The 25399-nt window shown below is 73.2% G+C and carries 23 protein-coding genes; 9 read left to right on the top strand and 14 right to left on the bottom strand.

The features are described 5' to 3' along the window. Window positions 1-60: 60 nt before the first annotated feature. Both ABD998_RS12695 and ABD998_RS12690 read right to left on the bottom strand, forming a co-directional pair. The gene (locus ABD998_RS12695) at window positions 61-1077 is read right to left on the bottom strand and encodes an LOG family protein (RefSeq protein ID WP_345439688.1); all 1017 of its coding nucleotides are present in this window, start codon (window positions 1075-1077) and stop codon (window positions 61-63) included. After that, window positions 1074-2834, bottom strand: coding sequence for a proline--tRNA ligase (locus tag ABD998_RS12690; protein ID WP_345439686.1), 1761 nt, complete (start codon window positions 2832-2834; stop codon window positions 1074-1076). Before ABD998_RS12690 ends, ABD998_RS12695 begins: the two co-directional genes overlap by 4 nt. 170 nt (window positions 2835-3004) lie before the next feature. Between ABD998_RS12690 and ABD998_RS12685 the strand changes: the two genes are divergently transcribed. Next, window positions 3005-4447, top strand: coding sequence for an RNB domain-containing ribonuclease (locus ABD998_RS12685; RefSeq protein WP_345439684.1), 1443 nt, complete (start codon window positions 3005-3007; stop codon window positions 4445-4447). A gap of 12 nt (window positions 4448-4459) precedes the next feature. On the opposite strand, the gene ABD998_RS12680 is transcribed toward ABD998_RS12685, so the two are convergent. Further along, window positions 4460-5044: a TetR/AcrR family transcriptional regulator gene (locus ABD998_RS12680; protein WP_345439682.1), complete on the bottom strand. Its 585-nt coding sequence runs from the start codon at window positions 5042-5044 to the stop codon at window positions 4460-4462. Between the two features lie 67 nt (window positions 5045-5111). Between ABD998_RS12680 and ABD998_RS12675 the strand changes: the two genes are divergently transcribed. Both ABD998_RS12675 and ABD998_RS12670 read left to right on the top strand, forming a co-directional pair. Beyond that, entirely contained in the window at window positions 5112-5708 is a 597-nt protein-coding gene (locus ABD998_RS12675) for an NAD(P)H-dependent oxidoreductase (protein ID WP_345439680.1), read from the top strand. Between the two features lie 9 nt (window positions 5709-5717). Further along, window positions 5718-6404, top strand: coding sequence for an alpha/beta fold hydrolase (locus ABD998_RS12670; protein ID WP_345439678.1), 687 nt, complete (start codon window positions 5718-5720; stop codon window positions 6402-6404). On the opposite strand, the gene ABD998_RS12665 is transcribed toward ABD998_RS12670, so the two are convergent. After that, complete coding sequence (locus tag ABD998_RS12665) at window positions 6385-7149, bottom strand: metallophosphoesterase family protein (protein WP_345439676.1); 765 nt, start codon at window positions 7147-7149, stop codon at window positions 6385-6387. The two genes, ABD998_RS12670 and ABD998_RS12665, sit on opposite strands and share 20 nt — an antisense overlap. Before the next feature lie 40 nt (window positions 7150-7189). Continuing rightward, entirely contained in the window at window positions 7190-8320 is a 1131-nt protein-coding gene (ispG, locus tag ABD998_RS12660; RefSeq protein ID WP_345439885.1) for a flavodoxin-dependent (E)-4-hydroxy-3-methylbut-2-enyl-diphosphate synthase, read from the bottom strand. 233 nt (window positions 8321-8553) lie between these two features. Here ispG and ABD998_RS12655 point away from each other — a divergent pair, with 233 nt between their 5' ends. Then, window positions 8554-10494, top strand: a complete 1941-nt coding sequence (locus ABD998_RS12655) for a chorismate-binding protein (RefSeq protein WP_345439674.1) — start codon at window positions 8554-8556, stop codon at window positions 10492-10494. Window positions 10495-10604: 110 nt separating this feature from the next. On the opposite strand, the gene ABD998_RS12650 is transcribed toward ABD998_RS12655, so the two are convergent. Then, window positions 10605-11921 carry a M50 family metallopeptidase gene (locus ABD998_RS12650; protein ID WP_345439672.1) on the bottom strand — a complete coding sequence of 439 codons (1317 nt, stop codon included), beginning with the start codon at window positions 11919-11921 and terminating at the stop codon, window positions 10605-10607. Window positions 11922-11984: 63 nt separating this feature from the next. Between ABD998_RS12650 and ABD998_RS12645 the strand changes: the two genes are divergently transcribed. The 3 genes from ABD998_RS12645 to ABD998_RS12635 all read left to right on the top strand — a co-directional run bounded on the left by ABD998_RS12645 (window position 11985) and on the right by ABD998_RS12635 (window position 15204). Then, window positions 11985-12572, top strand: a complete 588-nt coding sequence (locus ABD998_RS12645; RefSeq protein ID WP_345439670.1) for a hypothetical protein — start codon at window positions 11985-11987, stop codon at window positions 12570-12572. A 160-nt stretch (window positions 12573-12732) separates the two neighbouring features. After that, complete coding sequence (locus ABD998_RS12640) at window positions 12733-13470, top strand: YcnI family protein (protein WP_345439668.1); 738 nt, start codon at window positions 12733-12735, stop codon at window positions 13468-13470. 117 nt (window positions 13471-13587) lie between these two features. Next, a complete protein-coding gene (locus ABD998_RS12635) occupies window positions 13588-15204 on the top strand; it encodes a Mur ligase family protein (RefSeq protein ID WP_345439666.1) in 1617 nt (538 codons plus the stop codon). Between the two features lie 202 nt (window positions 15205-15406). Here ABD998_RS12635 and ABD998_RS12630 read toward each other — a convergent pair whose 3' ends face one another. Continuing rightward, entirely contained in the window at window positions 15407-16489 is a 1083-nt protein-coding gene (locus ABD998_RS12630; protein ID WP_345439664.1) for a 1-deoxy-D-xylulose-5-phosphate reductoisomerase, read from the bottom strand. Between the two features lie 7 nt (window positions 16490-16496). Next, the gene (locus ABD998_RS12625) at window positions 16497-17474 is read right to left on the bottom strand and encodes an FKBP-type peptidyl-prolyl cis-trans isomerase (protein WP_345439662.1); all 978 of its coding nucleotides are present in this window, start codon (window positions 17472-17474) and stop codon (window positions 16497-16499) included. A gap of 106 nt (window positions 17475-17580) precedes the next feature. Here ABD998_RS12625 and ABD998_RS12620 point away from each other — a divergent pair, with 106 nt between their 5' ends. Then, complete coding sequence (locus tag ABD998_RS12620; RefSeq protein ID WP_345439660.1) at window positions 17581-18348, top strand: lysophospholipid acyltransferase family protein; 768 nt, start codon at window positions 17581-17583, stop codon at window positions 18346-18348. Window positions 18349-18361: 13 nt separating this feature from the next. Here ABD998_RS12620 and ABD998_RS12615 read toward each other — a convergent pair whose 3' ends face one another. Continuing rightward, window positions 18362-18829: an OsmC family protein gene (locus ABD998_RS12615; protein ID WP_345439658.1), complete on the bottom strand. Its 468-nt coding sequence runs from the start codon at window positions 18827-18829 to the stop codon at window positions 18362-18364. A gap of 47 nt (window positions 18830-18876) precedes the next feature. Between ABD998_RS12615 and ABD998_RS12610 the strand changes: the two genes are divergently transcribed. Next, complete coding sequence (locus tag ABD998_RS12610; RefSeq protein WP_345439656.1) at window positions 18877-19872, top strand: asparaginase; 996 nt, start codon at window positions 18877-18879, stop codon at window positions 19870-19872. Window positions 19873-19891: 19 nt separating this feature from the next. On the opposite strand, the gene ABD998_RS12605 is transcribed toward ABD998_RS12610, so the two are convergent. From ABD998_RS12605 to ABD998_RS12585, 5 genes are all read right to left on the bottom strand, one after another. After that, on the bottom strand, window positions 19892-22633 hold the full coding sequence (locus ABD998_RS12605; protein WP_345439655.1) for an FtsK/SpoIIIE domain-containing protein: 2742 nt from the start codon (window positions 22631-22633) through the stop codon (window positions 19892-19894). Window positions 22634-22694: 61 nt separating this feature from the next. Further along, complete coding sequence (locus tag ABD998_RS12600; protein WP_345439653.1) at window positions 22695-23528, bottom strand: PP2C family protein-serine/threonine phosphatase; 834 nt, start codon at window positions 23526-23528, stop codon at window positions 22695-22697. Between the two features lie 134 nt (window positions 23529-23662). Then, entirely contained in the window at window positions 23663-24184 is a 522-nt protein-coding gene (locus tag ABD998_RS12595; RefSeq protein ID WP_345439651.1) for a DUF4870 domain-containing protein, read from the bottom strand. Between the two features lie 103 nt (window positions 24185-24287). After that, complete coding sequence (locus tag ABD998_RS12590) at window positions 24288-25046, bottom strand: YaaA family protein (RefSeq protein WP_425562984.1); 759 nt, start codon at window positions 25044-25046, stop codon at window positions 24288-24290. Between the two features lie 90 nt (window positions 25047-25136). Continuing rightward, a complete protein-coding gene (locus ABD998_RS12585; protein ID WP_345439647.1) occupies window positions 25137-25397 on the bottom strand; it encodes a F0F1 ATP synthase subunit epsilon in 261 nt (86 codons plus the stop codon). Between the last annotated feature and the right edge of the window lie 2 nt (window positions 25398-25399).

Below are 25399 nucleotides of genomic sequence, written 5' to 3'. Positions count from 1 at the left end.
CCGCAACGATACCGGATGAGCAGGGGCGGCGGCTGTGCGTCGTCGCCCCGGGCGCGCCGGTCAGCGCGCGGAGGCGAGCCCGTTCACAGCGGCGATGAGGCGGTGGAGCGACCCGACCTCGCGTCGACGCAGGTGCAGGGCGATGCGAGGGAGGTCGACGTGGTCGTCGTCGGCGACCTCGGGAGGGAGCGCCGCGACGCGCTCGATGCGCCCCTCGGCGAGGAGCGGGCCGAAGGTCGCGTCGAGCTCGGCGAGCTCGGTGTCGCTCGGCTCGTGACGGAGCCGCAGCACGAGGCGCTCGCCGACCCACCGGAGCGAGTGGTAGTTGCGCCAGAAGCCGGTGATCTCCGCGATCGCCTCCTCGGCGGAGTCCGTGAGGAGCACGCGGTCGAAGTCGCCGGGCGAGATGACGCCCGCCGGCTCCAGCTGCTCCGTCACGAAGGACTCCAGTCCGCGCCAGAAGCGGCCACCGGGGGCGTCGAGGAGGACGATCGGCATGGGCTCGGCCTTGCCGGTCTGCTGCAGAGTGAGGAGCTCGAACAGCTCGTCGAGCGTGCCGAACCCGCCCGGCAGGCAGATGAATCCGCTCGACTCCTTCACGAGCATGAGCTTGCGCGTGAAGAAGTACTTCATCTCGACCGAGCGGCTGTCGTCGGCGACGACACCCTCCGCCTTCTCCTCGAACGGGAGGCGGATCGACACGCCGAGCGCGCGCTCGTCGCCCGCGCCCTCCGCGGCCGCGCGCATGATTCCGGGGCCCGCGCCTGTCACGACCATCCAGCCGCGTTCGGCGAGCGCGGCGGCCGCATCGCGCGCCTGCCGGTAGAGGGGGTCCTCCGGCCGCGTGCGCGCCGATCCGAAGACCGTGATCTTGGGAACTCCCGCATACGGCTGGAACAGCCGGAACGCGGAGCGCATCTCGGTGACGGCGGACGCGGCGATCTTCAGATCGAGCCGGGACGTGCCGTCCTGCCCGAGCTGGAGCGCGGCGCGCAGCATCCGCTCGACGAGGGTCCGATTCGCCGTGATGCCCGCCGCGTCGAGGAGTGCGGCGAGGTCGTCGTCGACCGTCGTCATCGAGCGGCCGTGAGGCGGGCGACGGCCTCCTCGACGGGGACCACCTCGCGCTCGCCAGAGCGCCGGTCCCACAGCTCGACCTGGCGCTCGGCCGCGCCGCGGCCGACGACGACGAGGCGCGGGACGCCGATGAGCTCGGCATCGCCGAACTTCACGCCGGGCGAGACCTTCGGACGATCGTCGTAGAGCACGTCGAGCCGCGCGCCCTCCAGCGCGCCGGCGAGCTCCTCGGCGAGCGCGAACGCCTCGTCGCCCTTGCCGGTCGCGACGACGTGCACGTCGAACGGGGCGACCGCCTCTGGCCAGATGAGGCCGCGGTCGTCGTTCGAGAGCTCGGCGATGATCGCGAGGATGCGCGTGACGCCGATCCCGTAGGACCCCATCGTGACGGTCGCGAGCTTGCCGTTCTCGTCGAGCACCTTGAGGCCCAGCGTCTCCGCGAAGAAGCGCCCCAGCTGGAACACGTGGCCGATCTCCATCCCGCGCGCGAGCTCGACGGGACCGGAGCCGTCGGGCGCGGGGTCGCCCGCGCGCACGTTCGCGATCTCGACGACGCCGTCCGCGGCGAAGTCGCGGCCGGCGACGACGGAGTGCGCGTGCTTCTGGTCGATGTTCGCACCCGTGATCCACACGGTGCCCTCGCTCACGCGCGGGTCGACGAGGTAGCGGATGCCGGTGGCCGACTCGGAGCCGAGCACGGCGCCCGTCGGCGACCACGGCCCGATGTAGCCCTTCACGAGGAGGGGGTGCCGCTCGAAGTCCTCCGGCGTGGCGGTCTCGACCTCTGCGGGAGCGAAGGCCACCTCCGCGCGCTTCTCGTCGACCTCGCGGTCTCCCGGGATGCCGACGACGACGAGCTCGCGCGTGCCGTCCAGGTGCGTGAGGGCGAGCACGACGTTCTTGAGGGTGTCGGCGGCCGTGTACTCGCCGTCGAGCACGGCGTTGGAGTGCGCGACGAGCGTCTCGATCGTCGGCGTGTCCGGGGAGTCGAACACGGTCGCCTCCGGCACGGCGGAGAAGTCGACGGCGTCGGGCACGGCGGTCGTGAAGGCCTCGACGTTGGCGGCATAGCCGCCCGCCGAGCGCACGAAGGTGTCCTCGCCGACGGGCGTGGGGTGCAGGAACTCCTCGCTGCGCGCGCCGCCCATGAGCCCGTTGTCGGCGTTGACGATCACGTACTCGAGCCCGAGGCGCTGGAAGATGCGCTCGTAGGCATCGCGCTGCGCCTGGTAGCTCTCCTCGAGCCCGGCGTCGGAGACGTCGAAGGAGTACGCGTCCTTCATCGTGAACTCGCGCCCGCGGAGGAGGCCGGCACGCGGCCGCGCCTCGTCGCGGTACTTGTCCTGGATCTGGTAGATCGTGAGCGGCAGGTCCTTGTACGAGGAGTACAGGTCCTTCACGAGCAGCGTGAACATCTCCTCGTGCGTCGGCGCCAGGAGGTAGTCGGCGCCCTTCCGGTCCTGCAGGCGGAAGATGCCGTCGCCGTACGACTCCCAGCGGCCAGACTGCTCGTACGGGTCGCGCGGCAGCAGCGCCGGGAAGTGCACCTCCTGTGCGCCAGCCGCCGTCATCTCGTCGCGGATGATCGCCTCGATGCGCGCCTTCACCCGAAGGCCGAGCGGCAGCCACGTGAAGATGCCGGGTGCCGCCCGCCGGATGTAGCCGGCGCGCACGAGCAGCTTGTGGCTCGCGACCTCCGCCTCGGCGGGGTCCTCTCGGAGCGTGCGGACGAAGAGCTTCGACAGACGGGTGACCACGATCCCCCAGTCTAGGCCCGCGTCCTTCCGCGCCCCCGACACGCGAGACACGATGCAGGAGTTTTCAGCTGTGGCGGATGGTCATCCCGTGTCGTTCCGGGGGCGCCGTCGCGTCGGCCGGCCGGATCTCCTGCATCGTGTCCCTGCGGACGCCCGCCTAGGCTGGCGCCATGCCGGCCCGTCGCACCCGACTGTCCCCGTCCGCCGTCCGGACAGAGCTCGCCGACTCCCTCGCCGCGCTCCGCCGTGACCTCGAGCTGCCGGAGTCGTTCCCGCCCGAGGTGCGCGCGGAGGCGGTCGCGGTATCGGCGGGCCCCGCGGTCGACGGCTCCGATCCCGATCGCACCGATCTGCGGGACGTCGACTTCCTCACGATCGACCCCGAGGGGTCGCGCGACCTCGACCAGGCGATGCACATCGCCCGCGACGGCGACGGCTTCGTCGTGCGCTACGCCATCGCGGACCTCGCGGCGTTCGTGCGCCCGGGAGGCGCGATCGACGACGAGGCGCGGCGACGCGGGCAGACGCTGTACGCCCCCGACGGCTCGGTCCCCCTCCATCCCGAGGAGCTGTCGCACGGCGCCGCATCGCTCCTCGCGGGCGAGGACAGGCGCGCGTACGTCTGGACCTTCGTGCTCGACGCGCGCGCGGCCGTCCGCTCCCCCGCGTCGATCGAGCGCGCGTGGGTCCGCTCACGGCGGCAGTGGACCTACCGCGAGGCGCAGGCGGCGTTCGACGGCGGCAGCGCGCCCGTCACCATCGCCCTGCTCGGCGTCGTCGGGCCGCTCCTCGTCGCACAGGAGGCGGAGCGGGGTGGAGCGAGCCTCAACACGCCGGAGGAGGAGGTCGTGGACGGGCCGGCGGGGTACGAGCTGCGCCGGCGCGTGCCGCTGCCGATCGAGGAGTGGAATGCGCAGATCTCGCTGCTCACGGGGATGGCCGCCGCGGCGCGCATGCTCGCGGCGGGCAGGGGCGTCCTCCGTACCCTGTCGCCCGCCGACGAGGATGCGCTCGCGCAGTTCCGCCGCAAGGTCGAGCTGCTCGGGCGGCCGTGGGATGACTCCGTCCCTTACGGCGAGTACCTCCGGCGGCTCGACGCGGACGACCCCGTCACGGCCGCCGTGCTGCAGGCGGCCACGGCGCTCTTCCGGGGAGCCGACTACGCGGTCTTCCTCTCCGGCGCCGAGGTGCCGGAGCACGCCGCGCAGGCCGCCATCGGCGCACCGTACGCGCACGTGACGGCGCCGTTGCGGCGCCTCGTCGACCGCTTCGCGCTGCGCGCCTGCCTGGGCGACGTCGACGTCGAGGCGCTGCCCGCCCTCCCCGAGACGATGCGCCGATCCTCTGCGCTCGCGTCGCGGCTCGAGAACGGCGCCGTCGACCGTGTGGAGGCGGCCGTGCTGCACGCCGGCGATGTGCACGACGCCGTCGTGCTGTCGGAGGCGAAGGGCGGCGTGCGCGTGCAGATCGCCGAGCCGTTCGTCACGGCGACGGCGGATGGCGCGGCGCCGGCGGGCGCGCGCGTGCGGGTGCGCGTGGTCGCCACCGACATCGCCGCCGGCACGGTGTCGCTCGCCGTCGTCGGGGCCGAGCACGACGAGGACGGCGCGTAGGAACCGGCGCGCTCAGTCGCCGCGCACGAGGGCGACGAGCGCGTCGACGCCGGGAGCGGCGGCATCACGCGGGAGGTGGCCCGCCACGACGAGGTTGGCGAGACCGTGCGCGAGACCCCACACACCCGCGACGGCCGCGGCGCGCGCCGGCTCGTCGAGCCGCGGGTCGACCTCCCCCACGACGTCGGCGATCAGCTCTTCGTTGGCGCGGATCAGCGGCGCCATGGTCTCCGACGGAGCCCCGGGGACGCACACCTCGGGGTCGAAGACGAGGGCGAAGCCCTGAGGGTGGTCGGCGGCGTAGTCGACGTACGCCACCGCCATCGCGCGCAGGCGCGACGCTCCCGGCGGCGACGCGGAGGCGGCGGCGCGCTGCGCATCGAGCAGGGCGGACATGTGCCGCTCGGACAGCCGCTTCAGCAGCGCCTGACGGTCGGCGAAGTGGTGGTACGGCGCGTTGTGGCTCACGCCTGCGCGACGCGCGACCTCGCGCAGGCTCAGCGTGGCGGCGCCGCTCTCGCCGAGGAGCGCATCGGCGGCCTCGAGCAGGGCGGCGGCCAACGCGCCGTGGTGGTAGCGGTCACCCGATGTTGACATGCGCAAGATCGTAGCTATCTTGATAGTGTCCAGATATCTGGGCACTGTCCATATCAAAGGAGCTGCCATGTCCGCCCTCGTCATCGACGGACATCCGTCGCCGGAGTCGCTCACCGCGGCGCTCTCCCGCAGGTACGCCGAGGCGCACGGAGACGCCGTGCTGCTCACGCTGCGCGACCTCGCCTTCGACCCCGTGCTGCGAGAGGGGTATCGCGGCGTGCAGCAGCTCGAGCCCGACCTCGAGCGGTGCCTGTCGCTCCTGCTCACCGCCGACCATCTCGTCGTCGCCAGCCCGGTGTGGTGGGCATCGACCCCCGCACTCCTCAAGGGGTTCTTCGATCGCGTGCTGCTGCCGAAGGAGACCTACCGCTACCGCCCCAGCGGTCTGCCCGAGGGTCTGCTGCCCGCGCAGTCGGGGCGGCTGCTCCTGACAAGCGATTCGCCGCGCTGGTTCCTCGCGTGGACGGGCGAGCCGGCGGCACGGCAGGTGCGCGATCAGACGATGCGGTTCTGCGGCGTGCGCGGCGTTCGCACGACGCGGTTCACCTCAGTGCGCCGGGCGGACGCGATGCGCCGGGAGGCCTGGCTCGCATCCGTCGAGCGCCTCGCGCGCCGCGACGCCCGTCGCGCACGTGCCCTCGCGGATGTCGGCGCTCGCCGTTAGCGTCGGGGCATGGAGATCATCCTCGTCCCCGGGCTCTGGCTCGACGCCGATTCGTGGAGCGCCGTGACCCCGGCGCTCGAGGCCGCGGGGCACGCACCGCAGCCCCTCACCCTGCCCGGCGTCGGCGACCCCTCGCCCGACGGCATCGGCATCGCAGAATGGATCGACGCCGTCGTCTCGGAGATCGATTCGGCGGAGGCGCCCGTCGTGCTCGTGGGCCACTCGGGGGGCGGCAACGTCGTCTGGGGTGCCGCCGACGCACGGCCCGGCCGCGTCGCGCGCGTCGTGTTCGTCGACACCGTGCCGCCGCCGCCCGGCTCGCACATCTCGGAGTTCCCCGTCGAGGACGGCGTCGTGCCGTTCCCCGGCTGGGACTTCTTCCCGGACGAGGACGTCCACGACCTCGACGCGGCGACGCGGGCGCGCACCGAGCCGCTCACGCACAGCATTCCGGCGCGCGTGCCGACCGACGCCATCCGCCTCGTCGACCCGCGTCGGCACGAGGTGCCGGTGACGCTCCTCATGGGCGGGATGGACGAGCGGGCCCTCCGCGCCGAGATCGCGCAGTGGGGCGCCTACGCGGCCGAGTTCGACGCGATCGCCGACAGCGAGGTCGTCCGCATCGGGTCCGCGCACTGGCCCCAGTTCACGCAGCCCGACCGCGTCGCCGAGCTGATCATCGCCGCGGTGCGCTGACCCCGGCCTGCCTGCCCCGGTACACGGCGGTGCGAAGCTCGACCTCCCACACGTCCGCGGTGGGCATGTCGAGCGCCCGCGCGACGGCGACCTCCGCGTCGACGTCATAGGGCACGCGCACGAACTGGATGCCGAACGGGGCTGAGCGCGGCCCGTCGACGATTCCCTCGAGGATCACATAGCTCGGGGTCGGCTCGTCGAGAGGGTTGCCGACGCTTCCGACGTTGAAGAGCGTGCGCCCGTCGCGCGACTCGATATACGCGTCGTGGACATCGCCGTATCCGACGACATCGGGTTCGGGGCCGGCGCCCGTCATCTCGGTCATGCGGAACATCCCGTCGAACTCCGCCGGCGTGTGGTCGAAGGGGACGCGGATGTGCGGACTCCGCGCTGACGCATGGAACAGGCGGATCCGGCGCCCGCTCACGACGAGGTCGTGATGCATCGGCAGCTCCCGCAGCCAGCGGCGCTGGGCGGTCGTCAGCTCATCGCGCCACCACACCATCTCGGCGGGGCCGTCATCGGCGATGCCGTCGAGGAAGTCGTCCCAGTTGCCGCGGACGGTGACCTCGCACGTCTCCTGCACGCGTGCGACGGCGGCGCTCCCCCGCGGTCCCTTGCCCGCCACGTCGCCGAGATTGACGATGCGCGAGATCCTCCGTGCCCGGATGTCGTCGATCACGGCGTCGAGAGCCGTCAGGTTCCCGTGGACGTCGGAGATGAGCGCGATGCGGTCGAGTGCCACACCGTCATCCTGACACGCGGGGCCCGCGCCCCGTCCAGGGTCAGACGGTGACGACCTGCGCGGTGCCGGTGGCGGCGTCCGGCCCCATCTCGTCGGCGATGCGGTTCGCCTCCTCGATGAGGGTCTGCACGATCTCGGCCTCCGGGACGGTCTTGATGACCTCGCCCTTCACGAAGATCTGACCCTTGCCGTTGCCCGACGCGACGCCGAGGTCGGCCTCGCGCGCCTCGCCGGGGCCGTTCACGACGCAGCCCATGACGGCGACGCGCAGCGGCACGGTCATGTCCTTGAGCCCCTCGGTCACGTTCTCGGCGAGCGTGTAGACGTCGACCTGGGCACGGCCGCAGGAGGGGCACGACACGATCTCGAGCTTGCGTTCGCGCAGATTGAGCGACTGCAGGATCTGGTGGCCGACCTTGACCTCCTCGGCCGGCGGAGCCGACAGCGAGACGCGGATGGTGTCGCCGATGCCCTCCGACAGGAGGATGCCGAACGCCGTGGCCGACTTGATCGTGCCCTGGAACGCCGGGCCGGCCTCCGTCACACCGAGGTGGAGCGGCCAGTCGCCCCGTTCCGCGAGCTGGCGGTACGCCTTGACCATGACGATCGGGTCGTTGTGCTTCACCGAGATCTTGAAGTCGTGGAAGTCGTGCTCCTCGAAGAGGCTCGCCTCCCAGACGGCCGACTCGACGAGAGCCTCGGGCGTCGCCTTGCCGTACTTCTCGAGCAGACGACGATCGAGCGAGCCCGCGTTGACGCCGATGCGCAGCGAGACGCCGGCGGCCTTCGCCGCCTGCGCGATCGCGCCCACCTGGTCGTCGAACTTGCGGATGTTGCCGGGGTTCACGCGCACGGCGGCGCACCCCGCGTCGATCGCCTGGAAGACGTACTTCGGCTGGAAGTGGATGTCGGCGATCACGGGGATCTGGCTCTTCGCCGCGATGATGTGGAGGACGTCGGCGTCGTCCTGGCTCGGCACCGCGACACGGACGATCTCGCAGCCCGACGCCGTCAGCTCGGCGATCTGCTGCAGCGTCGCGTTGATGTCGGTCGTGGGAGTCGTGGTCATCGACTGCACGCTCACGGGTGCGTCGCCCCCGACGAGCACCTTGCCGACCTTGATCTGACGGGACTTCCGTCGCGGGGCGAGGGTCTCGGGAACGCGGGGCATACCGATGTTGACTGCGGGCACGTGCTCCAGCGTACGCGCGCACGGTGGGTGAGGGCTGGATGGCCGTGGCCGCGCCGCACGCTGTGGTAGTTTCGGCGCATGCTCGCGAACCTCTCCTGGTGGCCCGCCCGATAGGCGGACCCTCTCGCGAACCACGATTCGACCGCCCAGTTCAACCGGATGGGGCGGTCTTTTCCGTATCAGGGCGGCCCCGCCCAGAGGGAGTACCACGCATGACCGGGCCCACCGCCCTCGCCCCCGCCTCGGCCGACCTCATCGCACGGCTGGCCGCCGACCCCGCATCCTCGTTCGCGCTCATCGTGCGCGAGGGGGGCGACGCCGTCGAGGTGCTCTCGGGCGCGCTCTCCGACGTCGAGCTGCTGGGAGACATCCCCCTGCAGGACGCCGACGGCACCCCGCGCGAGGTGCTCGCGCTCGTGCCCTACCGCCAGGTGCGCGAGCGCGGCTTCGCCGCCCACGACGACGGCGCTCCGCTTCGCTGCCTGCTCGTCGACACGCACGTCGCCGTCCCGCTCGACGAGGCCGTCGCCGCCCTGCCGAGCGAGACCATCCCCCTCGCCGACGCGGGCTTCGACCTCGCCGACGCCGAGTACGCCGACATCGTGCGCCGTGTCATCGCCGACGAGATCGGCCAGGGCGAGGGTGCGAACTTCGTCATCCGCCGCGACTACGTGGCGGGCGTCGACGCCGACCCCCGGATGGCCGCGCTGACGTGGTTCCGGGCGCTCCTCGAGCACGAGCGAGGCGCGTACTGGACGTTCGCCGTCGTCACGCCCGGGCATGTCGCCGTCGGCGCGAGCCCCGAGGCGCACGTGAGCGCCAGGGACGGCGTCGTCACGATGAACCCCATCTCCGGCACGTTCCGCCATCCCGCCGGCGGCGCGACCGTGGAGACGCTCGCCGAGTTCCTCTCCTCGACCAAGGAGACCGAGGAGCTCTTCATGGTGGTCGACGAGGAGCTCAAGATGATGAGCGCCGTGTGCAGCGACGGCGGACGCATCACGGGTCCGCACCTCAAGGAGATGTCGCGCCTCACGCACACCGAGTACGTGCTCCGCGGGCGCTCGCGGCTCGACCCGCGCGACATCCTCCGCGAGACGATGTTCGCCCCCACGGTGACGGGCTCGCCCATGCAGAACGCCTGCGCCGTGATCCAGCGGCACGAGCGCACGCCGCGCGGGTACTACTCGGGTGTCGCCGCGCTCTTCACGCCGAACGCCGAGGGCGGACACGACCTCGACGCGCCCATCCTCATCCGCACCGCTTACCTCGAGGACGGGCGCCTGCGCGTGCCCGTGGGCGCGACGCTCGTGCGGCACTCCGACCCGTACGGCGAGGTGAGCGAGACGCACGGCAAGGCCGCGGGCGTGCTCGGCGCGATCGGGGCCATCCCCCGCGCGATCACGATCGTCCCCGACGACGACGAGCCGGCGCCGGCCCGCCGCCTCGCCGACGACGAGGGCGTGGCGACGCTGCTCGCCTCCCGGAACGCGCGCCTCGCGCCGTTCTGGATGCAGGAGCAGGCGGGCGCTCCAGACGCGCGGCCGTTCGCCGGCCGCCGTGCCGTCGTGGTCGACGCGGAGGACCGCTTCACGACGATGCTCGCGCACCAGCTGCGTCATCTCGGCCTCGACGTCGAGATCGTGCACTGGAGCGACGCCTCCCCCGCGGTCGTCGACGCCGCCGAGCTCATCGTGTCGGGTCCCGGCCCCGGCGACCCCCGGGATGAGGCGAGCCCGCGCATCGCCCGCATGCGCGAGGTCGTTCACGCCCGGCTCGCGGGGCACCGGCCGCTCCTGGCCGTGTGCCTCAGCCACCAGATCCTGTCCGACCGGATCGGGGTCTCCCTCGCGCCGCTCGCGAGCCCCCACCAGGGACTCCAGCTGACCGTCGACCTGTTCGGCGAGGACGCCTCGATCGGGTTCTACAACACCTTCACGTCGCGCGTGACGCCCGGCGTCACGCAGTTGACGCCGAGCGAGACGCGCTGCGGCGGCGTGGGCGCGGTGGAGATCGCCGCCGACCCCGCGACGGGCGACGTCTACGCCCTCCGCGGCGCAGGGTTCGCCTCCGTGCAGGGCCATCTGGAGTCGATCCTGTCCCGCGACGGGATGCGCACCCTCGAGCGCCTCGTGGCGCACGCGCTGGCCTGAGACGGCACTCCGCGGGGTGGAACGGACGCGGGTGCGCGCGTCGGGTTTCGCCGCGTTTCGGGGCGAACCCCCCGCCGGTCGCCGCGAAACGCGGCGACCGGCGGGGGTCGTCAGCCGCCGAGCAGCTGCACGGGGTTGAAGATGTCGGCGGCGAACAGCAGCGCGCCCATGCCGACGAGCAGCACGACGACCACGAGCGTCACCGGCACGAGCTTCGTGGCGTCGGTCGGCTTCGGCTCTGGCCTGCCGAGCAGCTTCGCGACCGCGCGGCGCAGGCCGTCCCACAGCGCGATGAGGATGTGCCCGCCGTCGAGAGGCAGCAGCGGCACGAGGTTGAACACGAAAAGCGCGATGTTGAGCGAGGCGAGCAGGCTCATCATCACGGCGATGCGATCGAGCACGGGTGCGTCGGTGGCCGCGACCTCGCCGGCGAGCCTTCCCACTCCGACGACGCTCATGGGGCCGTCGGCGTCGCGCTCGCCGCCCGTGAACAGGTCGTACGCCGTGTCGTACAGGCGCGCGGGCAGGTTCGCGACGATCTGCACGACGGCGCCCACGTTCTCGAAGGCCGTCTGCGGGCCGACCCAGATCGGCTCCTGGATGCGCGCGACGGTCGCCGTCACTCCCGCGTAGCCGACCGTCTCGACCGATGTCGTGCCGTCGTCCGCCGTGACCTCGACCTGGTTCTCGACGGGGGTGAGCGTGAGGGAGGTCTCCGAGCCGTCGCGCTCGACGACGACGGGGATGGCGTCGCCCGGGTGCGCCTGGATGATCGCGGACGCCTCGGCGAAGCTCTCGACCTCGGTGCCGTCGAGCGACACGAGCACGTCGCCCGGCAGGATCCCGGCCGCGTGCGCCGGCGCCTCGGCATCCGCCGCCGAGCACTCCGTCGCCGTCGACCCCGCGGGCAGCACGCACTCCGCGACCTGCGAGACGGTCGTCGTCGCCTGCTGCATGCCGATGCCGCTGAACAGCACGGCGAACAGCACGACCGCGAGCACGAGGTTCATCACCGGGCCGCCGAGCATGATGACGACGCGCTTCCACACGGGAAGCCGGTGGAACGTCCGCGACTCGTCGACGCCGTCGAGCGTCTCGGCGTTCGCCGCCTGCGCATCCTGCACGAGCGTCGCGTACATGCGGCGCCCTCTCGCCGCGCGCGGCGTCGAGGCGCCTGCTGCGACCTGGGCAGGCGGGTACATGCCCGCCATCGAGATGTAGCCGCCCACGGGGAGCGCCTTGATGCCGTACTCGGTCTCGCCGCGCCGTCGCGACCACAGCGTCGGCCCCATGCCGATCATGTACTGGCCGACGCGCACCCCGAAGAGCTTCGCCGGCACGAGATGCCCGATCTCGTGCAGCGCGATCGACGCACCGAGGCCGATGACCATGACGACGACGCCGACCACGAAGAGGAGCACATCCACCCCGCCACGGTAGCCCTCGTCGGCTATGAATGCGCGCAGAGGCGCGTCGCCTATCCTGGAGCCGTGAACCCGCGGCAGTTGCGCGTCCTCCGGGGCGCATCGGCATCCGCTGCCGCGACCCTGCTCGCCGCCGTGTCGCACACGTTCGGCGGCGGCGCTGCCCCCGCTCCCCTGCTCGTCGTCGGGATGGCCGCGCTGCTCGCGCTGCCGGCGGCGGCCGTCATGGGGCGGCGGCTGAGCCTTCCCCGCCTCGCCGCCACCACGATGATCACGCAGGGGGCGTTCCACGTCGTGTTCGCCGCGCTCGGCGCCCCCTCCTCGGCCGCGGCCGTGCACTCGGCTCACGATCACGATGCGCATCTCGCGGCCCTCGCGACCGAGCACGCGTCGCTCGCCGCGCAGACGGATGGCGCCATGCTCGTCGCGCACGCCGCCGCCGCGCTCGTCACGACCGCGCTGCTCTGGCGCGGGGAGCACGCGGTGCGCGCCATCGCCGGATGGGCGCGCGCCGTCATCCGGCGCGTACCCGTCGCGGTCGCCCTGCCCGTCGCCGTCGCCCCGGCAGCTGTCGCCGCCGAGCCGACGCGCCCCGCGAGCCGCCTCTTCCACGACGTCCGCCTCCAGCGCGGCCCTCCGCTCGTCCTCTCCTGAGCCCCTTCCTGCGGCCCGCGCGGCGGCTTCGCCCGTCCCGGTCGCAGTCCGCGTCCCCGACCGCCGGTTCCGGGACGCCGATCGCCACCTGGGCGACGGCCGCCGTCGCCCAGGTGGATCACGGCGCTGCCGCGCCTCTTCCCCATCTTCAGGAGCACCCATGTCCTTCACCCCCGCACACCTCAACACCGCGCCTGTCTCCCCCGCGCCCCGCATCCGCCGTCGCCGGGCGATCCGCCTCGCCGCGGGAGCCGCCGCCGCGTGCGCGCTCGTCGTGGCCGCGCCGCTCGCCGCCCAGGCGCACGTCACCGTCACGCCGGATGCCCCCGTCGCCGGCGGCTACGACGTCCTCACGTTCGCGTTCTCGCATGGCTGCGACGAGTCGCCCACAACGCAGCTCGTGATCTCGATGCCCGACGAGGGTCTCGACTCGGCGACTCCGACCATCCAGGCCGGATGGACGATCGACGTCGCGCGCGACGCGTCGACGGGTCTCGTCGACACGATCACGTACACGGCCGACGAGCCGGTGCCGAACGCCATGCGCGCGGCCGTCGAGATCTCGGTCGCCTACGCCGCCGACGCTCCCGAGACGCTCGCCTTCCCCGTGGAGCAGATCTGCGAGGACGGGTCGACGTCGTGGTCGGAGATCGCCGAGGACGGCGAGGACCCGCACGCCCTCGACGCGCCCGCCCCCGTCGTGACTCTCGCGGAGTCCGGCGACACGGCGACGACGGACGAGACGTCGCACGCCGACCACGAGACGGCGTCGGCGACGGCCTCTGCCGCGGCGGACGCCGACCCCCTGCCGGTCGCGCTCGGCGCGGGCGGCCTCGTCGCCGGGGTCGCCGCGCTCGTCGTGGCCGTGCTCGCCTACCGCCGCGGAGCGCGCCGCTGACGCGATGAGGCGGGGCGCGCGGCTCTCGAGCCGCGCGCCCCGCCCCTCGGCCGTCCGACCCGGCGCGTCGCCGCCCCGCACGGGGCACGTGCCGCCGTCCGTGAGACGATGAGGGGGATGTCTGCGACGCCCTCGAACCTGCCCCCCGTCCTGCGGCCCGAGCACCCGCCCGTCCGCGCGCTGGCCGACCTCGCCGCGCGCGTCGGCGGCGAGCTGAGGGGCGACGCGGAGGGGGTCTCGCTCACCGGCATCACCCTCGCGACCGCCGACCTGCGCGCGGGCGAGGCGTTCGTCGCCATCCGCGGTGTCAACCGCCATGGTGCGGAGTTCGCCGCAGCCGCCGCCGAGAAGGGCGCCGTCGCGATCATCACCGATGCCGAGGGCGCCGGGATCGCGGCGCCGACGGGGCTCCCCGCCGTCGTCGTGGAGAGCCCGCGCGCCGTGCTCGGCGACCTCTCCGCGTGGGTGTACGGCACGGGGCCCGACGACGAGCTGCCGCTGCTGCTCGGCACCACCGGCACCAACGGCAAGACGTCGATCACGCACCTCCTCGACGGCCTCCTCACGCAGATCGGCGTCGTGACGGGGCTCTCGTCGACGGCCGAGCGGCACATCGCGGGCGAGGTCATCGTCTCGCGTCTGACGACCCCGGAGGCGAGCGAGTTCCACGCGCTGCTGGCCCTCATGCGCGAGCGAGGCGTGGAGGCCGTGGCGGTCGAGGTCAGCGCGCAGGCGCTCACGCGCCACCGCGTCGACGGCATCGTGTTCGACGTCGCCGCGTTCACGAACCTCACGCACGACCACCTCGACGACTACGCCGACATGGACGAGTACTTCGAGGCGAAGGCGGCGTTCTTCACGCCGGAGCGCGCGCGCCGCGCCGTCATCTCGCTCGATTCCGCGCCCGGCATCGAGTACGTGCGGCGGTCGTCCATCCCCGTCGTCACGATCTCGGCTCCGTCGATCGCCGCCGACCCCGACCTCGCCGCCGGCGCCGACTGGATCGTCTCGATCGACGAGGAGCGGCAGAGCGGCACGCGCTTCACGCTCTCCGGCCCCGACGGCCGCATCCTCTCGACGACGGTCCCCGTGATCGGCCCCCACATGGCCTCGAACGCCGGAACGGCCATCGTCATGCTGCTCGAGGCAGGGTACGCGTGGGACCGCATCGTCGAGGCGCTCGAACGCGACGGCGGCATCCGCGCCTCCCTGCCCGGTCGCACCCAGCTCGTGTCGGGTCCGGACGGCCCCGCCGTCTACGTCGACTTCGGGCACACGCCCGACGCGTTCGAGAAGACGCTCGCCGCCGTGCGCCGCGTCACACCGGGCAAGGTGCTCATGCTGTTCGGCGCCGACGGCGACCGCGACAAGACGAAGCGTCACGACATGGGTCGCACCGCCGTCGAGGGCAGCGACATCGTCGTCATCACCGATCATCACCCCCGTCACGAGGATCCCGCCGCCATCCGGGCCATGCTCCTCGAGGGCGCGCGCGCGGCGGACGCCGGCCATCCGATCCACGAGTTCTCGCCGCCGGAGAGCGCCATCGTCGAGGCCGTGAAGCTCGTCGGCCCCGGCGACGCGATCCTCTGGGCGGGACCGGGCCACCAGGACTACCGCGACATCAAGGGGGTGCGCACGCCATATTCCGCGCGCGAGCTCGCCCGCCGTGCCCTGCGCGACGCCGGATGGGCCGTGCCCGACTCCGCCTGGCCCGTCCCGTACCCGGACTGACGGGCGGGCGGAACGCCGCTGACGGGCGGGCGCCGGGGCACGGTCCTCGCCCGGCACAGCGGTGCACGCCCCGCACAGCAGTGCGTGGGGCACCCGCACCGCCAGCGCGCACTGGCGCCGCCCCATCCGACGCCACCGCGCCATCCCGACCGCGAGGGCCGACGACCGCTGCCGGCCGCCTTCGTGACGGCGGCGCGCGACCTCAGCGCGCGGCGATCAGAGCGTCGGCGGTGCGGCGGGCCCAGGCCTCGGCGTCGGACAGCGCCTCGAGCGAGAGCTCGGCGGGCGCCTCGTGCCGGTCGAGCACGGCCGCGACCGTGTCGACGATTCCGGTGAACGGCAGTCGGCCGTCATGGAACGCCTCGACGGCCTGCTCGTTGGCGGCGTTGTACACGGCGGGATGGGTCGTCCCCGCCTCACCCGCCCGCCGCGCCAGGCACACGGCGGGGAACGCCTCGTCGTCGAGCGGCGCGAACTCCCAGGTCTGCGCCGCCGTCCAGTCGATCGGCACGTCGACGTCGGCCAGCCGTTCCGGCCACGACAGCCCGAGCGCGATCGGGACGAGCATGCGCGGCGGGCCGGCCTGGGCGATGGTCGACCCGTCGTGAAACTCCACCATGGAGTGGATCAGCTGCTGCGGATGCACGACGACGTCGATGCGGTCGTAGGCGATCCCGAACAGCAGGTGCGCCTCGATCACCTCGAGCCCCTTGTTGACGAGCGTCGCCGAGTTCGTCGTGATGACGCGCCCCATCGCGAAGTTCGGGTGCCTGAGGGCCTCCGCAGGCGTGACGCCCGCGAGCTCCGTCCTCGATCGGCCGCGGAACGGGCCGCCGGACGCGGTGACGACGAGCCTGCGCACCTCGCCGCGCTCCCCCGCGCGAAGCGCCTGCGCGATCGCGGAGTGCTCGGAGTCGACGGGCACGATCTGACCGGGCCGCGCCATCCGCGTGACAAGCTCGCCGCCCACGATGAGCGACTCCTTGTTCGCGAGCGCGAGCGTGCGCCCCGCTTCGAGCGCGGCGAGGGTGGGACCGAGTCCCACCGAGCCCGTGATGCCGTTCAGCACGACGTCGGCCTCGACCTCGCGGACGAGGCTCGCCGCCTCATCGGCTCCGAGCGCCGTGTGCACGACGCCGAACTCCGCCGCCTGCGCGGCGAGCACATCGGCCTTCGACCCCGTCGAGAGGCCGACGAGCTCGAAGCGGTCGCGGTTGGCGCGGATGACGTCGAGCGCCTGGGTTCCGATGGAGCCGCTCGACCCGAGGACGATGACGCGCTTCACGGCAGGATCACGCGGCGTGCTGCGTCGCGAGGATGTCGACGACGAAGATCAGCGTCTCGCCGACGAGGTCGGTGTCGTTGATCTCGCCCTCACCGTACCCCTCGGCCGGCGGGATGACGACGACGACCTGCGAGCCGACCGTCTGCCCCTCGAGCGCCTGGCGGAAGCCGTCGACGACGCCCGTCGTCTGGAACGTGGCCGGCGTGCCGGCCTCCCAGCTGGAGTCGAAGACCGTGCCGTCGGAGAGCTTCACGCCGGTGTACTGCACCATGACGGTGTCGCCCTCCGCGACGGTCGTGCCGTCACCCAGCTTGAGCGTCTCGAGCTGCGTGGTGTCCGGCGTCTCGAGCCCCTCGGGCAGCGTCACGGTGGGCGTGCCGTCCTCGGCGAGCTCGACGACGGGCATGCCCTCGACCGGCTCCTGGTCGGCGCCCCATGCGGCGGTCGGCGTGGTCCCCAGCACGTCGAAGACGTAGATCTGCCCCGCGGTCTCCGTGCCCGTCGTCGCGTCGGTCGACGCGGGGAAGGCGAGGACGAAGCGGGAGCCGGTCGTGGCGCATCCGATGTACTGGCCGAGCGACTCGGGCGCGATCTGCGAGGGGAGCAGCTCGCCCTCCTCATAGCCGAGCACGCCGAGCTCCTCGCCGGTGTCGGCATCGTAGGCCGACATGGCGTAGTTCACGTACTGCCCCGACTCGAGCGCATCGCCGTCGCCCTCCGCGATCTGCAGGCTCTGCAGCTCGGGGATCTCGACCCCGGTCTCGAAGGTCGCCGTCGACGGCTCCCCGACCTCCCCGTCGACCGTCACCGACTCGACCGCGTCTCCGGTCGGAGCGACCGATGCGCACAGGTCGGCGGGCGCCGCCGTCGCCTCCGCCTCGGTCTCGGCGTCTCCCGACGACGCGCACCCCGCGAGGGCGAGCGCCGCGACGGCGACGGTGGACAGCAGACCAAGGGAGCGCACGCGCACGAAGACCTCATTCATCGGGGTTGTCGTCCCCATCCTCCCCGATTCCGCCTTTGCGTGGGCTGGACACGCTCCGGCGCCCGCCGATTCCCGGCACGGCATACGTCGCCGGTACCCTGGAGGGATGACCGATGACGCCCAGCCGACCGCAGAGCGGGCGGCGCCCGTCCGTCCCAGCTGGGTCTACACGGCGGGCAGGATGATCCTCGCCCCCCTCGCCAGGGCCGTCTACCGCCCCCGCGTCGAGGGCCGCGAGAACATCCCGCGCGAGGGCGCGGTCATCCTCGCCAGCAACCACCTGTCGTTCATCGACTCCATCGTCATCCCGATCGCGGCCGCACCGCGCCCCGTCCACTTCCTCGCGAAGTCCGACTACTTCACCGGCTCGGGGGTCAGGGGATGGGCGTCGCGCACGTTCTTCACCGCGGTGGGCGCCATCCCCGTCGATCGCGCGGCCGGCCAGGCGGCGCTCGACGCGCTCGAACGCCAGAAGGAGATCCTCGCGACGGGTGCGGCCGTGGCGCTGCACCCCGAGGGCACCCGATCGCGCGACGGCCGGCTCTACAAGGGCCGGACGGGCGTCGCCTATCTCGCCTTGGAGAGCGGCGCCCCCGTCGTCCCGATCGGCCTGATCGGCACCGACAAGGTCATGCCGGTCGGCGCGCGGATGCCGTCCTTCCGCGAACGCGCGACGGTGCGTTTCGGCGAGCCGATCGACGTGTCCGTGCACGGCCCCGCGTCCTCCGGCAGGGCGCGGCGGGCCGCCACGGATCAGATCATGGCCGCCATCCACGAGCTCTCCGGCCAGGAGCTCGCCGGCACGTACAACGAGCTCCCGGCCGGCAACACGCTCGAGAAGATCAAGCGGGCCCTGCCGCACGAGCGCCTGTAGGCGCCCGCGGGCCTCAGCCGACGACGACCTCGGCTTCGTGGTGCACGGGGAACGCCATGGAGCTCGCGATGAAGCACCATTCGTGCGCGTCGTCGTGCGCCGCGATCGCGTCCGCCACCATCGACGCGTCGGCCACCGTCACGCGCGGGTGCAGGGTCACGCTCTCGAAGCGGCCGCCGTTGCCCTCCTGGCGCATGACACCGGCCGCGTCGTCGACGTACGAGGTCACGACGACGCCTCGGACGACGCAGGCGTGCAGGTACGACAGCAGGTGGCACTCGGAGAGCGAGGCGAGGAGCATGTCCTCGGGGTTCCAGCGCGAGCCGTCGCCGCGGAACGGCGTGTCGGCCGACGCGAGCACATCGGGCTTGCCCGCCACCGCGAGCGTCACGGCGCGATCGTAGTCGCGGTAGCCCGACGTGCCGGTCCCCCGGTTGCCGGTCCACGTGGCGGTCAGGGCGTAGCGGTGCTCTCCGGGCATGCGTCCAGTCTGCCAGGCGGTCGACGCGGGCTGGATAGGGTTGTCAGGTGAGTGCCGAGACCTTCTCCGTCCAGGATGCCGTCGAGCTCGCGGTCGTCGACCGCGGCGGGTTCGCGGAGTCGCGGCACGCGGGGGCCGCCGTCGTGCTCGACTCCGCGGGCGAGACCGTGGCATCGCTCGGCCGCGCCGAAGCGCTCGTGCTCCCGCGCTCCGCGCTGAAGCCGTTCCAGGCGATCGGCTCGGTCACGGCCGGAGCCGAGCTGAAGGGCGAGCGGCTCGCTCTCGCGACCGCGAGCCACACGGGCACGGACCGCCACGCCGCCGTCGTCCGCGACATGCTCGGCGCCGTGGGGCTCAGCGAGGACGCACTCGGCTGCCCCGCGCAGTGGCCGTCCGACAGCGCGACGCGCGACGCGCTCGTGCGCGAGCGCTTCGAGCCGGCGCGCGTGCGCATGAACTGCTCCGGCAAGCACGCCGCCATGCTGATGGCGTCGGCGGCGAACGGCTGGGACCTCGACTCGTACCTCGACCCCGCCCACCCTCTGCAGACCCACATCCGCGACGTCGTCGAGAGGTTCGCGGGCGAGCGCGTGGGAGCGACGGTCGTGGACGGCTGCGGTGCGCCCGTGCACGCGCTCACGCTCACGGGGCTCGCGCGCGCCGTGCACCGCGTCGGCGGGTCCTCCGAGCGGTCGCCGTTCGCCATGCACCGCGTGGCGGGGGCGCTCGTGCGGGCGGTCCGCGACAACCCGTGGGCCGTGGACGGACCGGGGCGTCCCGACACCGTCGCGATCGAGACGTTCGGCGTCTTCTCGAAGTACGGCGCCGAGGGGGTCCAGATCATGGTCGCCCCGGATGGCACGACGGTCGTCCTGAAGACGCTCGACGGCTCCACGCGCGTTGGCGTCCTCGTCGCCCTCACGCTGCTCGCCCGTGCCGGTGCCCTGTCGGAGCAGGCCGTCGCGGAGTTCGCGGACGGCCATCCGCTGTTCTCCGTCTCGGGCGGCGGACGCGAGGTGGGCCGCATCCGCGCCGTCGCCTGATCCGCCGACAGCACGATCGTCATGGCAGCACGATCCGCTCGGCGGCTCGGCCCTCCGCGTAGAGCCATGCACGCGACGCGCGGGTGCGGGCGTAGGGAGGAAGCTCCCGGTCGCCCGTGAGGGCGCGCACCTCGGCGGCGCACTCTGCGCCGATGACGAGCGGGCACCTCGCCCTCGCCTCCTGGAGCAGCGACCACTGCCGCTGCCACGACTCGGGATCGCCCGCGATGACGACGGGGACCGGACCGGCGAGCTGCGCGAGGGCGCCTCCCGCCGGCACCTCCTCGAGCACGACGAGGCGGACGCCCTGTCCCCAGGCGGCCTGGAGGGCGGCGCCTCGATGCGGCGCGGATCGGGCGACGAGAGCGGTGACGGGTGCCTCAGGACGCCATCGCGGCGCATCGTCGGCGGACGTCTCGGCGACCGCCGGGCCCAGGGCGAACTGCATCTCGACCCCGTCGAGGATCGCGCGCCCCGGCGGCCGCCGCGGATCGAACGCGCCGCCGTCTCCACCCGCCGCAGCGTGGTCGATCCGCGACGCGGTGGCGAGCAGCGCGCGACGAGGCAGGAGATCGCCGACGCGCGCGACGGCACCCGTCATGCGCGCCGTCGTGAGGACGATCGTCGTCCCGTGGTCGCCCGCCTCCCGGATGAGGCTCTCGATACGCGCGGAGATCGCCTGAGCGTGCTCGTGGGGGTACCGGGCGAGGAGCATGTCGACGTCGTCGATCACGAGCACGTCGGGGGCCCGGCGCTCGGCGCTCTCGATCGCGTCCCAGGCGGCCTCCGCGTCTGCGGGGACGACGACCGCATCCGGGCGCTGCGCGACGACGAGACGGGCGGCCGTCGTGCGGCCGGAGCCGGGGCCGCCGACGATGAGGATGCCGCGGTCGATCCGGGGGCGCAGGAGCACAGGCGGCTGGCGCTGCTCGGCCGGCACGTCGGCGATTCCGAGCACGATCGCCTCGTCGGGGACCGCCTCGCGGGGGATGTCGTGCAGGGCGATGCGAGAGGGGAGCGGCGGCAGCCAGGGCCCGCGCGGAGCCGCCGCCGGCCCCGGGACGTGCGCGACGTCGTCGGACGACGACAGCGCGATCCGCGTGAGGCGGGGGCTCGCATCGGATGCCCGCCGCACGTAGGCGAGCCCGCGCCCCGCGTCGTCCCCCGGCAGGAGGGCCGCGTCGTCGGTTCCGATGACCGCGCGGCTCTCGCCGCTCTCCGCGACGCGCAGCGCGATCCGCAAGGGGCAGTTGGCGACGAGGCCGTCGCGCACGACGCCGGTGGCGCGCTGCGTCCCGAGCACGAGGTGCATCCCGAGCGCCCGCCCCCGCGCCGCCACGTCGGCGAACACGGCGTGCAGGTCGGGATGGTCCTGGAGCAGAGCCGCGAACTCGTCGACGACGATGACGAGGCGCGGCAGCCCGGCGCGCCCTGAGGACACGTCCCGCTCCCCGACCGCCGCCAGCGCCTGCTCGCGGCGGCGGATCTCCGCCCGCAGGCTCTCCACGGCCCGACGGGCCGAACCGGGGTCGAGGTCGGTGACGACCCCCGTCGTGTGCGGCAGCCCGGCGAGGGCGTCGAACGCGGTTCCGCCCTTGAAGTCGGCGAGCAGGAAGACGACGCGCTCGGGCGGATACGCCCGAGCCATCGATGCGACCCACGTGACGAGCAGCTCGCTCTTGCCCGCCCCCGTCATGCCGACGACGAGCGCGTGCGGGCCGTCGGCGACGAGGTCGACCACGGCGGGCGCTCCGGCCGCCGTGCCGATGACGGCGGGCAGGGTGACGCGAGCGGCGGGAGCGGGGTCGAGCGCCGACAGCGCGACGAGCGGATCGTGCGCGTCCGCCGTGGCGAGCGGTCGCCGGGCGAGCGTCGACGCCGCGGCCGCCGCCTGCGCCGCCGCCACGGCCTCGAGCGCGATCTCGCGCGTCTCCGCCCCGCGGATGAGACGACCGCGGAGCCCGGCCCCCACCTCGATCAGGACCCCGCACGCGGCGGGCACCGGCTCGTCGGGCCCGATCGCGACCACGACGGCGTCCGTCCCGGCGGGCGTCGTCTCCCCGGCGCAGGCGAACCCGACGGTGAGAGCGCGAGGCGCTGGACGAGCGTGCGGCAGCCCCCGCGTCCATTCCTCCGACCCGCATCCCGCGACGTGCAGGGCGTCGGGAGGAAGACGCAGGCACAGCTGCAGCACGAGGGCGCGCGCGACGGCGCGCGCGACGATGTCGTCTCCGCGCACGCAGACCCCGTCTGCGACGTCGATCTCGATGGGCGAGCCCGCGAGCGTCTCGGCGTGCGCATGCAGGTCCGACACGTCCTCGTCATCCGTCCCGCCGGCGACCCGCACGCGGCTGGCGACATCGCCCCGGCCGACGACGAGCTCGCGACCGGGTACGCGCCAGGTGCGGCGGTCGTCCGCGAGCAGCGCGCCCAGGTCGACGCATCGCCGTTCGAGCTCCGCGCGCTCACGCGCGTGACGCGCATCGATGACGTCGCGGATGCGCGCCAGCTCCTCGGATCGCGCGGCCGCGTCGCGCCGGCGGACGCGTCTCGACCCGCGCCGGCGGTCGACGATCGCGGCGACCGCCATGAGGGGCCCGAGCGCCGCGAAGCAGAGCGCGATCACCGATCCCGTGAGCAGCCACATCACCACGCCGCCCACGAGCGGGACCGCCGACGCGAACAGCGGCCAGGGCGCGCTCCGGACGGGCGGCGCGGGCGCGGGGATCGTGATCGGCTCGTCGATGCGCGAGGGGCTCATCCCCTCATCTCAGCGGGCGCGGCAGCCCTGCGGCAGCGCTCCCCGCGGACTGTGGAGAGCCCTACGCGGTCGCGTCGCCTGTGGACGCGTCGACGACGGGCAGCTGCTCCGTCGTGGTGTCGGCCGGCGCTTCGCTCACGTCGACGACGACGATCGTGACGTTGTCGCGGCCGCCGTTCTCGAGCGCCGCCGTGAGCATGGCGGTCACGGCCTGCGCGGGATCGGCGTTCTCGCGGAGGAAGTGGAGGATCCCGTAGTCGGTGAGCTCCTTGGTGAGGCCGTCGGAGCAGATGACGAAGCGGTCGCCCGCGCGCAGGTCGAGCCGGACGTAGTCGGGCACGACGCTCTCGCTCGGCCCGACGGCGCGCGTGATCACGTTTCCGTAGGGATGGTTCTCCGCCTCCTCGGGGCTCAGCCGCCCCGCGGCGACCAGCTCCTGCACGAGCGAGTGGTCCACCGTCACCTGCGCGAGCGCGTCCTCGCGGTCGAGGTACACGCGGGAGTCGCCGATGTTGAGGACGACCCAGCCCGGCTCGTCCGTGTCGTCGAGGTAGATCCCGGTGACCGTCGTCCCCGTGCCCTCGTCGGTCGCATCGGGATGGTCGCCGATGTCGCCGACCGCGCCGAGCAGGGCCTCCTCGATCGTCTCGGAGCGGAGATCGCCGCGCGACACCACGTCGTCGAGTCGCGCGATCGTGCTCGCACTCGCGATCTCCCCGCCGATGTGGCCGCCCATGCCGTCGGCGACGACGAACAGGGGGAACCGCGCGAGGACCGCGTCCTGGTTGATCTCCCGCTTGCGCCCGCGGTCGGTGACCGCCGCCCACGCGACGAGCAGGTCGCCATCCGGACGGCGGACCGTCGTCGACTGCGTCGTGACGGGTGCATCGGGCACGGACATCGCCTCCGGTCGTCGGGCGCTCGGTGCGAACGCAGTCCTCCCATCCTAGTCGAGCCGTCCGACGCCCCGTTCCGACGGCGCGAGGGCCCGTGCCGAGCGGCACGGGCCCTCGCCGACGGGACGACCCGTCACTTGATCCAGGCTGGCGTCAGCATGTACTGCGGGGGCTGGCCCGCCGCGAGCTGCTTCGGGACGTTGACCGCGTGCACGATCGCGATGACGAGCGAGCCGATCGCGACGGCCGCGTACAGCAGCTGGCCGATCACGGGGATCCAGATGATGAACGCCGCGGCCACGAGCGCGATGATGCGCACGAGCTGGAAGTTGAGGTTCCCCGCGTTCGCGGCGTTCTCGGCGGGCGACACCTTGTCCTTCTCGACGAGGTAGAAGATCAGGGCGGGGATCCACGAGAAGAACACGGAGAGCCAGAGGTTGAGCGCGAGGTTGCTCGTCGTCGAACCCTGGTAGGGCACCTGACCATGGCCGGGCGCGGGGTAGCCGGCGGGAGGAGCATAGCCGCCGGGCGGCGGATAGGCACCGGGCGGGGGCGGCGTGGTCGGGCCGGACTGCGCGTCCGGCTGAGGCGTGGGCGGCGGGACCGGCGCCGCCGCGGGGGTCGCGTCCTGCGGGTCGTTCGGGTTGATGGTCATGACGGAACCTTCCGCTCCTCGCGGCCGCCTTCTGCGCCGCGACGCTCTCAGGATGGCAGAGCGACGGATGTTCCTCCTGCGGCATAGAGGCCGTATCGCCCCGTCACGCCGCCGCGACGAGCACCGCCTCGCGCGGATGCGCGCCGGCGCGGAGCGTCACTCCGGCTGCGCGCGCCCACGCGAGAAGCTCGTCGACGGAACGCGCCTGCACGCCCGTCTCGGCCATCCGCCGGACGAGCAGGCCCTTGGCCTTCTTGTTGAAGTGGTTGAGCGCGCGGACGGCGCCGTCCTCCTCGGCGACGACGTGGACGTACACGCCCGGCACATCGTCCGGCACGGGTCCGAGCTCGACGTAGGACTTCGAGCGCAGGTCGACGACGAGGCCGCCCGCCGCCGCGTCGCGCAGCGCCGCCGTCGTCGCCTCAGACCAGTGCCGGCGGAGCGGCGGCAGCCCCGGCAGGCGCCCTCCCGCAGAGAGTCGGTACGCGGGGAGCGGATCGGCCGCCCCGACGGGGCCGAACGGAGCGGTCTGGATGAGGGCATGGGCGGCGAGCCAGCCGCGCGCGCTCCCGTCGAGGGAGCCGGCGGAGAGCGCGTCGTAGAGCACGCCCGTGTAGCGATCGACGGCGGGCATCGTTGGGGCCTCGCGCAGCACCCGGTTGACCTCGACCTCGCCGCGCTGGCGGACGCTCAGCTTGAGCACGCGCACGGCCTCGTCCTCGTCCTGCGACAGCGCGACGAGCGCAGCGACGGCCTGCTCCCGCAGCTGCCCGAGCGAGGGCAGGCGCAGGCGGGAGAGGTCGAGCGGGACGGGGTCGCCATCCGGTCGCTTGGTCTCGGAGGGCGGCAGCAGGACGAGCACGGGCATCCCTTCTGCGCACGAGGCGCGAGGACGAAAAGACAGGGCGGGGGATCCCGAAGGATCCCCCGCCCTGGCGAGGAGGTGGCTGCGTCAGTCGACGAGCTGAGCGTGGCCGGCCACGATGGTGAGCACGGAGCCCTCCATCGAGACGAAGCCGTCGCGGGCGTCCGCGACGATCTTCGTGCCGTCCGCCTGGGTGATCCGGACCTGACCCTCGGAGAGGATCGACAGCACGGGCTCGTGGCCCTGCATGAAGCCGATCTCACCCTCGGTCGTCTTGGCGACGACGAGGCTCGCCTCGCCGGCCCAGACCTCGGCCTCTGCGGAGACCAGGGTGACCTCGAGCGCCATGA

It is taken from the genome of Microbacterium gilvum, assembly GCF_039543865.1.
GTDB classification, from domain to species: Bacteria; Actinomycetota; Actinomycetes; order Actinomycetales; family Microbacteriaceae; genus Microbacterium; species Microbacterium gilvum.
The sequence above is the reverse complement of the archived record's forward strand: the minus strand, read 5'-3'. Positions and strand labels throughout refer to the sequence as shown.

Coding starts and splice junctions, on each gene's coding strand:
- ABD998_RS12620 (WP_345439660.1), top strand. CDS start 17,581: ATGACCGATGACGCCCAGCCGACCGCAGAGCGGGCGGCGCCCGTCCGT.
- ABD998_RS12675 (WP_345439680.1), top strand. CDS start 5,112: ATGTCCGCCCTCGTCATCGACGGACATCCGTCGCCGGAGTCGCTCACC.
- ABD998_RS12625 (WP_345439662.1), bottom strand. CDS start 17,474: ATGAATGAGGTCTTCGTGCGCGTGCGCTCCCTTGGTCTGCTGTCCACC.
- ABD998_RS12685 (WP_345439684.1), top strand. CDS start 3,005: ATGCCGGCCCGTCGCACCCGACTGTCCCCGTCCGCCGTCCGGACAGAG.
- ABD998_RS12680 (WP_345439682.1), bottom strand. CDS start 5,044: ATGTCAACATCGGGTGACCGCTACCACCACGGCGCGTTGGCCGCCGCC.
- ABD998_RS12615 (WP_345439658.1), bottom strand. CDS start 18,829: ATGCCCGGAGAGCACCGCTACGCCCTGACCGCCACGTGGACCGGCAAC.
- ABD998_RS12655 (WP_345439674.1), top strand. CDS start 8,554: ATGACCGGGCCCACCGCCCTCGCCCCCGCCTCGGCCGACCTCATCGCA.
- ABD998_RS12595 (WP_345439651.1), bottom strand. CDS start 24,184: ATGACCATCAACCCGAACGACCCGCAGGACGCGACCCCCGCGGCGGCG.
- ABD998_RS12670 (WP_345439678.1), top strand. CDS start 5,718: ATGGAGATCATCCTCGTCCCCGGGCTCTGGCTCGACGCCGATTCGTGG.
- ABD998_RS12640 (WP_345439668.1), top strand. CDS start 12,733: ATGTCCTTCACCCCCGCACACCTCAACACCGCGCCTGTCTCCCCCGCG.
- ispG (WP_345439885.1), bottom strand. CDS start 8,320: ATGCCCCGCGTTCCCGAGACCCTCGCCCCGCGACGGAAGTCCCGTCAG.
- ABD998_RS12635 (WP_345439666.1), top strand. CDS start 13,588: ATGTCTGCGACGCCCTCGAACCTGCCCCCCGTCCTGCGGCCCGAGCAC.
- ABD998_RS12605 (WP_345439655.1), bottom strand. CDS start 22,633: ATGAGCCCCTCGCGCATCGACGAGCCGATCACGATCCCCGCGCCCGCG.
- ABD998_RS12585 (WP_345439647.1), bottom strand. CDS start 25,397: ATGGCGCTCGAGGTCACCCTGGTCTCCGCAGAGGCCGAGGTCTGGGCC.
- ABD998_RS12695 (WP_345439688.1), bottom strand. CDS start 1,077: ATGACGACGGTCGACGACGACCTCGCCGCACTCCTCGACGCGGCGGGC.